This window comes from Leptothrix mechoopdaensis (SeqCode) (assembly GCF_053893855.1).
Window position 1 is genome coordinate 1,189,408 of sequence record NZ_CM132699.1, and the last position, 13,315, is coordinate 1,202,722.

General features: G+C 70.5%; 13 protein-coding genes and 1 riboswitch. Of the genes, 6 read left to right on the forward strand and 7 right to left on the reverse strand.

Annotated features, from left to right (window positions below; genetic code table 11):
* The first annotated feature begins 237 nt into the window (after positions 1 to 237).
* Positions 238 to 343: riboswitch (glycine riboswitch) on the forward strand.
* A gap of 47 nt (positions 344 to 390) precedes the next feature.
* The gene (locus ACWA7K_RS05395; RefSeq protein ID WP_456166395.1) at positions 391 to 1,716 is read left to right on the forward strand and encodes a D-amino acid dehydrogenase; all 1,326 of its coding nucleotides are present in this window, start codon (positions 391 to 393) and stop codon (positions 1,714 to 1,716) included.
* Here the strand turns inward: ACWA7K_RS05395 and ACWA7K_RS05400 are convergent.
* Positions 1,674 to 2,588, reverse strand: coding sequence for a LysR family transcriptional regulator (locus tag ACWA7K_RS05400; RefSeq protein ID WP_456166397.1), 915 nt, complete (start codon positions 2,586 to 2,588; stop codon positions 1,674 to 1,676). The two genes, ACWA7K_RS05395 and ACWA7K_RS05400, sit on opposite strands and share 43 nt — an antisense overlap.
* A 102-nt stretch (positions 2,589 to 2,690) precedes the next feature.
* Between ACWA7K_RS05400 and ACWA7K_RS05405 the strand changes: the two genes are divergently transcribed.
* From ACWA7K_RS05405 to ACWA7K_RS05425, 5 genes are read left to right on the forward strand one after another with little or no spacing between them, the layout of a single operon-like run.
* Positions 2,691 to 3,659, forward strand: coding sequence for a ketopantoate reductase family protein (locus ACWA7K_RS05405; protein ID WP_456166399.1), 969 nt, complete (start codon positions 2,691 to 2,693; stop codon positions 3,657 to 3,659).
* The gene (locus tag ACWA7K_RS05410; RefSeq protein ID WP_456166401.1) at positions 3,656 to 4,045 is read left to right on the forward strand and encodes a VOC family protein; all 390 of its coding nucleotides are present in this window, start codon (positions 3,656 to 3,658) and stop codon (positions 4,043 to 4,045) included. The genes ACWA7K_RS05405 and ACWA7K_RS05410 overlap by 4 nt, the downstream gene beginning before the upstream one ends.
* 5 nt (positions 4,046 to 4,050) lie before the next feature.
* Positions 4,051 to 4,524 carry a MaoC family dehydratase gene (locus ACWA7K_RS05415; RefSeq protein ID WP_456166403.1) on the forward strand — a complete coding sequence of 158 codons (474 nt, stop codon included), beginning with the start codon at positions 4,051 to 4,053 and terminating at the stop codon, positions 4,522 to 4,524.
* The gene (locus tag ACWA7K_RS05420) at positions 4,521 to 5,837 is read left to right on the forward strand and encodes a CaiB/BaiF CoA transferase family protein (RefSeq protein ID WP_456166405.1); all 1,317 of its coding nucleotides are present in this window, start codon (positions 4,521 to 4,523) and stop codon (positions 5,835 to 5,837) included. Before ACWA7K_RS05415 ends, ACWA7K_RS05420 begins: the two co-directional genes overlap by 4 nt.
* Positions 5,838 to 5,887: 50 nt before the next feature.
* Positions 5,888 to 6,592: a glutathione S-transferase family protein gene (locus ACWA7K_RS05425; protein WP_456166407.1), complete on the forward strand. Its 705-nt coding sequence runs from the start codon at positions 5,888 to 5,890 to the stop codon at positions 6,590 to 6,592.
* A gap of 3 nt (positions 6,593 to 6,595) precedes the next feature.
* On the opposite strand, the gene ACWA7K_RS05430 is transcribed toward ACWA7K_RS05425, so the two are convergent.
* The 6 genes from ACWA7K_RS05430 to ACWA7K_RS05455 all read right to left on the reverse strand — a co-directional run bounded on the left by ACWA7K_RS05430 (position 6,596) and on the right by ACWA7K_RS05455 (position 13,310).
* The gene (locus tag ACWA7K_RS05430) at positions 6,596 to 7,729 is read right to left on the reverse strand and encodes an HD domain-containing phosphohydrolase (RefSeq protein WP_456166409.1); all 1,134 of its coding nucleotides are present in this window, start codon (positions 7,727 to 7,729) and stop codon (positions 6,596 to 6,598) included.
* Positions 7,726 to 10,362, reverse strand: coding sequence for a response regulator (locus tag ACWA7K_RS05435; RefSeq protein WP_456166411.1), 2,637 nt, complete (start codon positions 10,360 to 10,362; stop codon positions 7,726 to 7,728). The genes ACWA7K_RS05430 and ACWA7K_RS05435 overlap by 4 nt, the downstream gene beginning before the upstream one ends.
* A gap of 25 nt (positions 10,363 to 10,387) precedes the next feature.
* The gene (locus tag ACWA7K_RS05440; protein ID WP_456166413.1) at positions 10,388 to 11,293 is read right to left on the reverse strand and encodes a hypothetical protein; all 906 of its coding nucleotides are present in this window, start codon (positions 11,291 to 11,293) and stop codon (positions 10,388 to 10,390) included.
* A 210-nt stretch (positions 11,294 to 11,503) separates the two neighbouring features.
* The gene (locus ACWA7K_RS05445) at positions 11,504 to 12,028 is read right to left on the reverse strand and encodes a dihydrofolate reductase (RefSeq protein ID WP_456166415.1); all 525 of its coding nucleotides are present in this window, start codon (positions 12,026 to 12,028) and stop codon (positions 11,504 to 11,506) included.
* A gap of 13 nt (positions 12,029 to 12,041) precedes the next feature.
* Positions 12,042 to 12,878 carry a thymidylate synthase gene (locus tag ACWA7K_RS05450; protein ID WP_456166417.1) on the reverse strand — a complete coding sequence of 279 codons (837 nt, stop codon included), beginning with the start codon at positions 12,876 to 12,878 and terminating at the stop codon, positions 12,042 to 12,044.
* Between the two features lie 63 nt (positions 12,879 to 12,941).
* Entirely contained in the window at positions 12,942 to 13,310 is a 369-nt protein-coding gene (locus tag ACWA7K_RS05455; RefSeq protein ID WP_456166419.1) for a PilZ domain-containing protein, read from the reverse strand.
* Between the last annotated feature and the right edge of the window lie 5 nt (positions 13,311 to 13,315).

Consider the following 13,315-nt stretch of genomic DNA (forward strand, 5'->3'; position numbering starts at 1 on the left):
CGATGGCGTCCTGAAGATTGATGCATTGGCCTCATGCTCAACCATCATCCAATGCATTGGACGCCAGAACCGGTCCACCCTACATTCCGCCCGTGCGGTGTCGCCAACACCCCGCATCGGCCGGAAAGGCCGGTCGCAACGGGTGAAGGCGGCAACGCCCTGCAGGAGAGTGCCGGACCTGTCCGGCCACCGAAGGCGCAAACTCCCATGAACGCTCAGGTCCCGTACTGCACACCACCAACGCCGTCTGGAGAGCCGTCACCGACGTGACGCACCGAAGGAGCAAGGCCCCGGGCGATGCCGGGGGCTGAATCTCTCAGGTATCGAGGACAGGGGGAGCGGCACACCGTCCGGCCAGGCGCCGGGCGCATCTGTCCTGTGGGGTGCTCCATGAAAGTCATCGTCCTCGGCGCCGGCCTGCTCGGCGTGACCTCGGCCTATTTCCTGCGCCAGCAAGGCCACGACGTCACCGTCATCGACCGCCAGGCCACGGCGGCGGCCGAGACCAGCTTCGCCAATGGCGGGCAGATCTCCGTCAGCCATGCCGAACCCTGGGCCAACCCGAGTGCGCCGCTGAAGGTGCTGAAGTGGCTGGGCCAGGAAGACGCGCCGCTGCTGTTTCGCATCCGTGCCGACATGCGGCAATGGCTGTGGGGCCTGCAGTTCCTGCGCGAATGCACGCCGGCCCGCACGCGCCACAACATCGAGCAGATCGTGCGTCTGGGCACCTACAGCCGCGACACGCTGCAGGCACTGCGGCGCGACACCGGCATCCGCTATGACCAGCGCACGCAGGGCATCCTGCACTTCTACACGAGCCAGAAGGAGTTCGACGGCGCCGAGGCACCGGCCGCGCAGATGCGTGACCTGGGCTGCGACCGGCGCGTGATCTCGGCCGACGAGGCCGTGCGGCTCGAACCAGCGCTGCGCCACATCCGGCCGCAGCTCGCCGGTGCGACCTACACCGCCGAGGACGAGTCGGGCGACGCGAACCAGTTCGCCCGCGAGCTCGTCGCGCGCTGCATCGCCGACGGCGTGACCTTCCTGATGAGCCACACGGTGACGGCGCTGCGCGAGGTCGGCGGCCGCATCGACCATGTCGAGGCGACCGATGCCGACGGCCGCTTCCAGCGCGTGCGCGGCGACGCCTACGTGCTGGCGATGGGCAGCCTGAGCCCGCTGATGGCCGCGCCGCTGGGCATCCGCCTGCCGATCTACCCGGCCAAGGGCTACTCGGTGACGATGCCGGTCAAGGACGCCTCGATGGCCCACCAGGTCTCGCTGACCGACGACGAATACAAGCTGGTGTTCTCGCGCCTGGGCGACCGCCTGCGCATCGCCGGCACGGCCGAGCTCAACGGCTATGACCGCGACCTGAACCGGGTGCGCTGCGAGGCCATCGTGCGCCGCACCGAGGAGCTGTTCCCCGGCGCGGGCGATGCCGAGCAGGCCCAGTTCTGGACCGGTCTGCGGCCGGCCACGCCGTCGAACGTGCCGATCATCGGCCGCTCGAAGATCGACAACCTGTTCCTCAACACCGGCCACGGCACGCTGGGCTGGACCCATTCCTGCGGGTCGGGCAAGAGCATCGCGCGCATCGTCAGCGGGCTGGCGCCGGAGATCGACTTCGCGTTCACCGGCCTGCCGGCATCGACGTCGGGCAAGGGCGCGGGTCAGGCGCTGAACAGCGCCCGCATGACGCCGCGCAGCCACTGATTGCCGGCGTCCTGGTGGTAACGCGCGTGCCAGTGCTGGCGGACCTGGAAGGTCTCGACCGGCACCGGGCAGGCAAACACGCTCAGGCCGCCGAGTGCGGCCAGCGTCTCGCCGATCTGGCGCGGCAGCGTCACCAGCAGGTCGGTGGCCGAGATGATGGGCGCCAGGCCCAGAAAGCTCGGCAGCTCCAGCTGCACCGTCCGCTCCACGCCTGAGCGCGCCAGTGCCGCATCGAGCAGGTGCGCGCCGGTGCCGGCGGCGATCGTCACGTGCGGCACCGCCTGGTAGAGGTCGAGGTTGAGCCGGCGGCGCCGCGCCAGGCGCGGGTGGGTGGGGCTGGCCAGGCAGACCCAGTCCTGCTGGAACAGCGTCTGCTGGTAGATGCCGGTCTCCAGCCAGGGCGCGTAGCCGACGGCCAGGTCGGCCTCGCCGGAGGCCAGCGCCTGCGCGGTCTGGCCGTCCATGCGGGCGGCGGCCAGCTGCACGCCGGGCGCCTCGGCCCGCACCCGGGCCAGCAGCGGCGGCAACAGCGTGATGTGGCTGGCGTCGGTCATGCAGATGCGGAAACGGCGCTGCGCCGTGGCGGGGTCGAAGGCCTCGTCGAGCGAGGCCAGCCGCCGCAGCGACTCAAGGATGGTGCGCGTCGGGCCGATCAGCGCTTCCGCGCGCGGCGTCGGCAACATGCCCGCCGGCGTGCGCACGAACAGCGGGTCGCCCAGCTGCTCGCGCAGCCGTGCCAGCCAGATGCTGACGGTGGGCTGGCTCTGGCCGAGCTGCTCGGCCGAGCGGGTCACGCTGCGGGTCTGGTAGAGCACGTCGAACAGGCGCAGCAGCTTCGGGTCGGGCAGGTCGTCGAGGCTTGCGGTGCGCATGTCGACATTGTGATCCGCAATGTCGACATTGCCGCCATTGCATCGACAACATGGGGCGATGTCCCTAAGGTGTGGGCTCCCCATCGCTCCCGGAGCCCACACGTGAACATCTGCATCGTCGGCGCGGGCGCGCTCGGCTGCACCATCGGCGCGGCCTTGTCCGAGGTGGGATCGCGCGTCTGGCTGATCAACCGCTCGCCGGCCCAGGTCGAGGCGATGAACGCGCGCGGCCTGCAGCTCGTCACGCCGGAGGGCGAACGCAGCGTGCCGGTGCAGGCGGCGACAAGCTGCGCCGGCCTGCCGCAGGCCGACCTTGTCATCGTGCTGGTCAAGTCCTTCGACACCGAGGCCGCCATCCTCGGCGCCGCGCCGGTGATCGGGCCGGACACCGCCGTGCTGTCGCTGCAGAACGGCCTGGGCCACGAGGACATCCTCGCCGCCACCGTCGGCCGCGAACGTGTGCTGGCGGGCAAGACCTACCTGGGCGGCGTGATGCTGGCGCCGGGCCGGATCATCTCGGGCACGGTCGGCAAGCAGACCCACATCGGCGAACTCGACGGCGCGATCACGCCGCGCGTGTCGGCCATCGCGGCCGAGTTCAACCGGGCGGGCCTGTCCACCACCGTCAGCGACAACATCCTCGGCACGATGTGGGACAAGCTGCTGGTCAACGTCGCGACCAGTGCGCTGAGCGGCATCACGCGGCTCGCCTATGGCGATCTCTACGAGGTGCCCGAGGTCCGCGAGACCGCGCTCGCCGCCGTCGCCGAGGCCCTGGCCGTGGCCCGCGCGGCCGGCGTGCGACTGAGCTTCAGCGAGCCCGAGCAGGCCTGGAACCGCGCCGCCGAAGGGCTGCCGCGCGCCTTCAAGGCCAGCATGTTGCAGAGCCTCGAAAAGGGTTCCGTGACGGAGGTCGACTTCATCCACGGCGCCGTCGTGCGCGCGGGCCGCCAGCACGGCATCCCGACCCCCGTCAACGCGACGCTGGTGGCCTGCATCAAGGGCATCGAACGGGCCCTCGTGGTCAACACGAACGCCAGGAACACCGATCAACACGGAGAAAAGTCATGAGCGCCCGCACCTACCTCGAACACGTCGCCATTTGGGTGCGCGACATCCACTGGCACATCCGCTTCTTCCAGGAGGTCTGCGGCATGCCGATGCGCGAGGTCCAGGGCACCCTGGAGAACCCCGTCCAGTACTGGACGCTCGGCGGCCTGCAGTTCATCGCCAGGCCCGACTTCGCCGGCCCGGAAGGGCGGCTCGGCCACCTCGGCGTCATGTGCGAGGACCTCGAGGCGACGCTGGCCGCCGCGCAGGCATTCGGCGTGACCGAGATGCCGCAAGGCCGCAACTGGCTGCGCCTGCCCGATGGCCTGGCCGTCGAGTTCATGCAGGCGAAGCCGGCGTCTTGCGTGGCTGCCGCGCTGGCCATCAACCCGCGTGCCGAGAAGTGATGGCCATGAGTTCCCACACGTTGAGCCCCGAGAAGTACTGGGACGACGCCCGTGACGGCGACCGCTGCACCAGCCCGTCCTACGTCGTCACGAAGGAACGCATCCTGGCCTATGCAGACCTGACCGGCGACCACACCCCCGTGCATGTCGACGAGGCCTATGCGAACGCCAGCCACTTCGGCGGCATCGTCGCGCACGGCCTGTTCGGCCTGTCGATTGCCGACGGCCTGAAGACCCGCAGCGACTACCGCTTCCTGCCCGGCATGTCGCTGGGCTGGACCTGGGACTTCCTGCTGCCGATCCGGGTCGACGACGAGCTGCACGTGCGCTTCTCGATCACCGGCCTGCGGGCCTCGAAGAGCAAGCCCGGCTGGGGCATCGTCATCCTGCCGTCCGAGCTGGTCAACCAGCACGGGCAGGTGGTGCAGAAGGGCGAACACCGGCTGATGGTGCCGCGCCGTCCCCAGGAGGCAGCATGAGTTCATACGCTGACGACAGCAACGGGCCGAGCGCCGGGCCGCCCCAAGCCGGCCCGCATCCCCTCGGGGGATCGACCGGCGTACCCGCCGGGCGAGGGGCACCACCTCTCGCCGGCATCCGCGTCATCGACTACTCGCACTTCCTGGCGGGGCCGTATGTCGGGCGCTGCCTGGCGGCGCTTGGCGCCGAGGTCATCAAGGTCGAGCGGCCCGGCAGTGGAGACGCCGGCCGCCAGCATGCGCATGTGCTGGACGAGCACACCAGCGGCTACTTCCTGCAGCTCAACATGGGCAAGCAGGGTGTCAGCGTCAACATGAAGGACCCGCGTGGCAAGGCCTTCATGCAGACGCTGTGCGACAGCGCCGACGTGTTCATCGAGAACTACCGGCCCGGCGCGCTCGACAAGCTGGGCCTGGGCTGGGCCGAGCTGTCGGCGCGCAACCCGCGCCTGGTCTATTGCTCGATCTCGGCCTATGGCCACACCGGACCGGACGCCCACCGCGCCGGCTTCGGCCTGATCGCCGAGGCCAAGAGCGGGATCATGCAGATGGTCGGCACGCCCGGCGAGGCACCGCCGCTGCTGCGCATCTCGCTGGGCGACATGTACACGGGCATCCACGCGGTGGCCGCGATCAACGCGGCATTGCTGGGCCGCGAGCGTTCCGGCCTGGGCCAGCACATCGACATGGCGCTCTACGACACGCTGGTGTCGATGCACGAGTACGCGGTGCAGTGCTGCACGCTGTCCGGCGGCACCGTGTTGCCCGAGCAGACCGGCCACGACATGCCGACGTCGACGCTCTACGGCGTGTTCCGCGCGAAGGACGGCGACCTCGTCATCGCCGCGCAGGTCGACGACGCCTGGAAGCGCTTCGCCACGCTGGTCGAGGCCCACGGCGGCCCCGCCGGCTTTGGCGCCGATGCGCGCTTCCACACGCTCGCCGGGCGCAACACGAACCGGCTGGAGATCCTGGCCGCCGTGCGCGCCTTCGTCGCTGCCCGGCCGGTGGCTGAGGTGCTGGCCTTGCTCGATGGCATCGACGTGCCGAGCGCCAAGGTCCAGCGCATCGACGAGGTGCTGGCCGACCCGCAGATCCTGGCCCGCGGCATGGTGGTCGAGCAGCAGCACCCGCGCCACGGCACGCTGCGCCTGCCCAACCTGCCGTTCCGCTTCTCGGGCTGCGACACGACGATCACGCAGGTCGCGCCGGACCTGGGCGAACACAACGCCGAGGTGGCGCGCTCGCTCGGCTACAGCGCCGCCGAGATCGCCGCGCTGCAGGCCGACGGCGTGTTCTTCAGCCCGGGCTGAGGAACGGCGCCAGAATCGTCTCGCGACCTTGTCCCTTGCCGGAGCCGCCGATGACCCCGTTGACGCTGCACTACCACCCGCTGTCGTCCTATTGCCAGAAGGTGCTCGTCGCGATCGACGTGCTGGGGGTGGCGGTCGAGCACAGGCTGCTGAACCTGGGCGATCCGGACGAGCGGGCGGCGCATCTGGCGCGCTGGCCGACCGGCAAGATGCCGTTGCTGATGGACGGCGATCGGCCGGTGCCGGAATCGAGCATCGCGATCGAGTACCTGCAGCGGCACCACGCGACATCGGGCGCCCGGCTGATCCCCGATGACGTCGATGCGGCGCTCGACGTGCGGCTGTGGGACCGCCTGTTCGACCTGCAGGTGATGACGCCGATGCAGGCGCTGACGGGCGATCTGCTGCGGCCCGAGGCCGAGCGTGACGCGCGTGGCGTGGCGCAGGCGCGGGCGACGCTGGCAACGGCCTACGCCTTCATCGACCGCCATCTGCAGGGCCGGACCTGGGTCAGCGGCCCGTCCTTCAGCCTGGCCGACTGCGCCGCCGCGCCGGCGCTGTTCTATGCCGTGACCTACGTGCCGTTCGAGCCGGGGCAGGTCCATCTGGCCGCCTACTTCGAGCGCCTGATCGCCCATCCGGCGGTGGCCCGTGTGCTGGAACAGGCGCGGCCGTGGTTGCGGTACTACCCCGGCCGGGCCGGGCTGGCGGCGCGTTTCCTCGATCCGGCCGAGGTGGCGGGCGGCGCGCGTTGACGCTCAGTCGGCCCGGAGTTCCGGCGGGTCATCGTCCTGGTCGGCGAACGCGGTCGCGATCTGGCGGAAGACCTCGTTCAGGCGCATGAAGACGTCGACCACGGCCGGGTCGAAGTGGCTGCCGCGCCCCTGCAGGACCAGCGCGGTCGCGGCCTCGTGGCTCATCGGGGCCTTGTAGACGCGCCGGCTGATCAGCGCGTCGTAGACGTCGGCGACGGCCATCAGGCGGGCCGACAGCGGGATGTCCTCGCCGGCCAGGCCTTGCGGGTAGCCTGAGCCGTCCCACTTCTCCTGGTGCGACAGCGCGATCTCCTTGGCGTAGCGCAGGAAGGGCGCGGACTTGCCGAGCCGCCGTTCGGCGCTGCACAGCGCGTCGTGGCCCAGCGTGGTGTGGGTCTTCATGATCTCGAACTCGGCCGGCGTCAGCTTGCCGGGCTTGAGCAGGATCGCGTCGGGGATGCCGACCTTGCCGATGTCGTGCAGCGGCGCGGACTTGTAGAGCAGCTCGATCGTGTCGTGGTCGAGCACATGCGCGTGGCGCGGGTCCTGGGCCAGCACCTCGGCCAGCGCGCGCACATAACGCTGGGTGCGCAGGATGTGGTTGCCGGTCTCGTTGTCGCGCGCCTCGGCCAGGGCGGCCAGCAGGTTGATCGTGACGTCCTGGGTGTCGAGGATCTCGCCGATGCGGCGCTGCACCTCGCTTTCCAGGTTGCTGGAATGGGCCCGCAGCGTGTCGGCAGAGGCCTTGAGCTGGAGATGGGTGCGCACGCGGGCGCGCAGCAGCGCCGGCACGATCGGCTTGGCGATGTAGTCGACGGCACCGAGCTCCAGGCCGCGGGCCTCGTCATCGATGTCGTCCAGCGCGGTCAGGAAGATCACCGGCACCTCGCGCAGTGCCGCGTCGGTCTTCAGGCGCCGGCAGATCTCGTAGCCGTCCAGTTCGGGCATCAGGATGTCGAGCAGGATCAGGTCGGGCGGCTCGGCCCGGGCGATCTCCAGCGCCCGCGCGCCGGACGGCGCGACGCGGATCCGGTGGCTGCCGCGCAGCAGGTCGCCGATCAGGGCCAGGACCGGCGGGCTGTCGTCGACCACCAGCACGGTGGGCAGTTCGGCACGTCTCATCGGGTTCGGGCTCATGCCGGGGGTCCGTTCGGTTGGAAGGTCATGGCGGCGCCTTGACCCGCCATCAGGGCCAGCGCGGCGGGGAAGTCGCAGCGTTGCAGTTCATCGAGCAGCCGGCCGATCCGCGCCGGATGGAGCCGCTCCAGCGAACGACGATGCCGTTGCGCCAGCTTCAGCGCCCGCGGGTCGTCATCGGCCAGCAGCCGGCGCAGCAGGCCGTCGACGCGGCGGTCGCGCCAGCGGTGTTCGTCGGCCTGACCGGTGTCGGGCCTCGACGGCATCGGCGTCTCGGCCGGCAGGCGCTGCGCCAGCATCGTCACCAGCGTCTGCAGACTGGTGGCCAGGCAGGCCAGGTCGTCGGCGTCGACGCGCCCTTGCCGTGCAGTCTTTTCGACCTGCCGGGCGGCAGCTTGAAGACTTTCGGCGCCGATCTGTCCGGCGATGCCGCGCAGCGTGTGGGCGATGCGCCCGGCCAGCACCCGGTCGCCGGCCTGCAGCGCGTCGGCCAGGCGCCGGTCGGTGTCGTGGTGGGCGGCCACGAAGGCGCGCAGCAGGTCGGCAAAGACGGCCGGCCGGCCCAGGGTCCGGCGCAGGCCGGCGGTCACGTCCAGCCCGGTCAGCTCGCGCAGCCAGTCGGGCGGGATGGCCGATGGCGAAGGGGCTTGCGCCTTCATCGGCCAGGACGGCGCCAGGAATCGCGCCAGCACGGTGTGGAGCCGCTCGGGCTCGACCGGCTTGGCCAGGAAGTCGTCCATGCCGGCGGCGGCGCAGCGGGCCCGGTCCTCGGGCTGGGAGTTGGCGGTCATCGCGACGATCGGCAGGCGGTCGTGGGCCGGATCGGCGCGCAGCCGGCGCGTGACCTCCAGGCCGTCCATGCCGGGCATCTGCATGTCCATCAGCACGAGGTCGTGGCGGTGCTGGCCGGCCAGCACCAGCGCGGTCGGGCCGTCACCGGCGACATCGACCGTGACGCCGGTCTCGGCCAGCAGGCCGACGGCCACGCGCTGGTTCAGCAGGTTGTCCTCGACCAGCAGGATGCGCTGGCCGCGCAGGTCGATCGGGGCCGCCTCCGGCCGGGGCACATGCGCGGGCCCGTGCAGCCGCGCCTGGGGCAGCGCCAGTTCGATCTCGACCCAGAAGGTCGAACCCTCGCCGGGCCGGCTCGTGACGCCCGCGTCGCCGCCCATCAGCCTGGCCAGCTCGCGCGTGATCGCCAGTCCCAGCCCGCTGCCGACGTGCCGTGGCCCGGTTGACGTGCTGGCCTGTTCGAAGGCGGTGAACAGCCGCGCCAGGGTCTCGTCGTCGATGCCGACGCCGGTGTCGGTGACGGCCAGCCGCAGGCGCGCTTCGGTGGGGTCGGCGCGAACGCAGCCGACCTGCACCGTCACGCTGCCGCGCTCGGTGAACTTGAGCGCGTTGCCGACGTAGTTGATGATCATCTGCGCGATCCGCGTCGGGTCGCCCATCAGCAGCGGAGGAACATCGGGGTCGATGACGATGTGCAGCGCCAGGCCCAGGCTGGCGGCGCGCTCGCGGAACATCGACGCGATGTTGTCGAGCACGGCGGCCATCGCGAACGGTGTCGAGGCCAGCGTCATGCGGCCGGCCGAGATGCGCGCATCGTCCAGCACGTCGTTGACCAGCCCGAGCAGGTGGTGGCCGGCCTGCTCGATGCCGCGCAGGTGCTCGCGCCGGCTGGCCTCGTCGGTGCTGCGGCTGGCCAGGTGGCTCATGCCGATCACGACGTTCATCGGCGTGCGGATCTCGTGGCTCATGCGGGCCAGGAACTCGCCCTTGGCGCGTGTCGCCGCCTCGGCCTGCGACAGCGCCACTCGCAGGTCGGCATCCATGCGCTGCAGCGTCGACTGCATCCGCGCCAGTCCGCCCAGGATGCTCTGCGGCTCGGTCGCGATGGTCGCGGGCACGCGCGCGCCCAGCTCGCCCGAGGCGATCCGGCCGATGGCCTGCCGGACCTCGTCGACGTTGCCGCCAACGGCCCGTTCCAGCTGCGCGATGAAGGCGTTGAACTCGCGGTTGATGGCGGCGAACTCGACGCTGCCGTCCTCGGGCAGGCGGGTCGACAGGTCGGCCTGTTCGCTGCCGACCTGCACCAGCGCGTCGCGCACGGCATCGAGCGGTCGCAGGATGAAGCGGCGGATGCCCAGGCTCAGCGTGACGATCAGGAACAGGTCCAGCAGCAGCATCAGCAGCAGCTGGCGCACCAGCTCGCGCCGTAGCTCGGCACGGATGGCCGCGTCGCTGACGGTCACCCGCAGCTCGCCGACGGCGTAGCGGCTGCCGTCGCGGACGATCGCCAGCGGCAGCTTGCGGATCTGGCCGGGCGCATCGGCACGGGCCGGCCCCGGTGCCTCGATCACGCGGGTGTTCTCGTCGGCCACCTCGATGCCGACCAGCCCGGCGATGTTGATCTCGGCGTCGACCAGCGTGCGCATCAAGGGGCGGTCGATGGCCCAGAGCGCCTCCGGCAGCGTGCGCACGAGCCGCTGTTCGAGTGCGCCGATCTTCTGGTCCAGGTCGGCGAGGCGTCGCTCGCCGGTCTGCTTCAGGTCGACCGCCGCGAACAGCGCGAGCACGGACGACACGACCACGACGATCAGCGCGATCAGGCGATGGTGGATGGTGTTCATGCCGGCCGGTTCGGCGGGGTCCGCCTCAACGTGGCGTCGCCCGCTGGCAGGTCGCCGCGCGCGGGCCGGTCTGCACCCAGGGTGGCGGGTAGTCGCCCAGCGCGCGCGTCTCGATCGGGGTGTCCCATTGCGCGGTGAACTCGACCGTCTTGCGCTGTCCGGTCAGGAGTCGCGAGAAGGCATCCCGGGTGGAGGCGTGCGAGCGCAGGAAGCGTTCGAACTCGCCGCTGCAATAGAGCCGGTGCAGGCCCAGCGCCAGGGTGTCGCGCATCGCGCTGTTGTGCGGGCCGACATAGAAGAACAGGTCGTTGGGGACGTGGAACAGGAAGCGCCGCTCGATGAAGTAGACGTCGCGATCGAGCCGCTCGTGCTCGCCGAGGATCTCGAACGCCGAACGTGGCATGGCGTCGAAGCGGCCGGCCGCGAGCATCGTGAACAGCGGCCCGTAGTCGGCCTTCTCGACCGCGTAGCCGTTGCGCTCCCAGACGGTGGTGTCGGCCCAGACGCTGCCGCTGCCGATGCGCAGCGTGCGCAGCTCGGCCAGGTCGACGATGGCATCGGCGCGGCGCAGGCCGTCCTCGTTGACCAGCAGCACGCGGTAGCCGCCGCCGCCGAGGTAGATCGGCACCGGCACGGGCACGAGAGCGGCGGACGCGTCGCCGCCGGAGGACGTCGTCATGAGGTCGCAGCGTTTGCCTTCGGCCACCTCGCGGATCATCCGTCGCTCGCTCAACGGGACACCCGGCAGCGAGCAGTCGCTCAACACCGGCTCACGCCCGGCCGCGCGGATCGCCAGCGTCAGCAGCTCGCGCCGGTAGGCGATCAGCGGGTTGTCGATCAGGCCGTTCTCGACGATCCGGACCGTGAGAGGCGGACGTGACGCTGTCGCAGGGGTCGTCGACTGTGCGCCGGCGAACCGAGGGGTCGTCAACCCGATGCAGGCAAGCAGGGTCCCCAACAGCAAGGCGACACATGAGGGGCCGCGGCGGGGGGCAGGGGATGAGGCGGGGAACCGGACTTTCGATCGCTGGAAGGACATCAATGACTGACAACGTGCAGACGAGTTTGCATGCCGTCGGGCATTCCGATATCGGTAGCCGCCCTTGTGGCCGGCACAAGTTGGCTCGATTCCTGATGCGGATCAGCCTGTCCGTCTTCTTTGCAGGCTGACGAAGGCGAAACCGAAGTCGTTGGGCGCACCGGCGCGGTGCGTCTCGCGCGACGACTCGACCCAGTCGCGGCGGTCGAAGGCCGGGAAATGCGCGTCGCCATCGAAGTCGCGATCGACTTCGGTCAGCTCCAGCCGATCGGCCTGCGCGATCGTGGCGGCGTAGATCTGTTCGCCACCGATCACGAAGACGCGCTCGACGGGGCCGGCTGCGATGGCCGCCTCCAGCGCCTGTTCCAGCGTCGTCACGGCCGTCGCGCCGTCGGCGCGCCACTGCGCGTCGCGGGTCAGCACGATGTTGTGGCGACCGGGCAGCGGGCGGAACCGGGCCGGCAGCGAGTCCCAGGTCTTGCGGCCCATCAGCACCGGCTGGCCCATCGTCAGTCGGCGGAAGTGGGCGAGGTCCTCGGGCAGGTGCCAGAGCAGCTGGTTGTCGGCGCCGATCGTGCCGTTGCGGGCGACGGCGGCGATCAGCACGAGTTCGGGACGGACGGTCATCAGGCGGCCCGTCTCAGACCGCCACCGGCGCCTTGATGGCCGGGTGATGCTGGTAGTCCAGCACCTCGAAGTCGTCGTAGGCGTAGTCGAGGATCGACTCGGGCCGGCGCTGGATCCGCAGCGTCGGATACGGATAGGGCGTGCGCGCGAGCTGGGTCTCGACCTGTTCGACGTGGTTGTCGTAGATGTGGCAGTCGCCACCGGTCCAGATGAAGTCGCCGACGTCCAGGTCGCACTGCTGCGCCAGCATGTGCGTCAGCAGCGCGTAGCTGGCGATGTTGAACGGCACGCCGAGAAAGATGTCGGCGCTGCGCTGGTAGAGCTGGCAGCTGAGCCGGCCGCGCCCGCCCGGCTCGGTGGCCGGTGCGACGTAGAACTGGAAGAAGGCGTGACAGGGCATCAGCGCCATCTTCGGCAGGTCGGCCACGTTCCAGGCGCTGACGATGATGCGGCGCGAATCGGGGTTGCCGCGCAGCGTCTTCACGACCTCGGCGATCTGGTCGATCGAGCCGCCGTCGGTGGTCGGCCAGCTGCGCCACTGGACGCCGTAGACGGGGCCGAGGTCGCCGTCCTCGCGCGCCCACTCGTCCCAGATCGTGCAGCCGCGCTCCTGCAGCCAGCGCACGTTGCGCTCGCCGCGCAGGAACCACAGCAGCTCCAGGATGATCGATTTCAGGTGGACCTTCTTGGTCGTCACCAGCGGGAAACCCTCGTTCAGGTCGAAGCGCATCTGGTGCCCGAACACGCTGCGCGTGCCGGTGCCGGTGCGGTCGCCCTTGGCCACGCCGTGGTCGCGCACATGGCGCATGAAGTCTTCGTACTGGCTGCGGACGGGGCGGGGGTCGGTCATGGCGGCGGGGTTCGCAGGGAGGGGCGCAAGGGCGCGGATTCTAGAAAGGGGCCCGGTCGGCCCCTAGCCGTACTTGATCTTCTGGATCCACTGGTCCAGCAGCTTGCGGGCCGGCGGGCTCAGATGAGCCCAGGTGCCACCCAGGCGCCACTCGCCCTGGCTCATGACCAGGAAGGCGACCTTCAGCGTGCCGGGCACGGCCTGCAGGCGGCGCGGGTCGTTCAGGTCCGGGACGCCCAGCGTCAGCTCGAACTGTTCGCGCTGCGGCAGCGGGTGGTCGCTGCGCAGGCCGATGCCGCTCTCGGACAGGTCGCGCACCTTGACGTCGATCTCCTGGCCAGGCGCCAGCGTCAGGCGGGCCGGCCAGGCCACCGGGAAGCGCGGTTCGCGGCGGCTGTCGATGCTGTCGGGGGTCAGCAGGTTGCGGCTCATGGCGT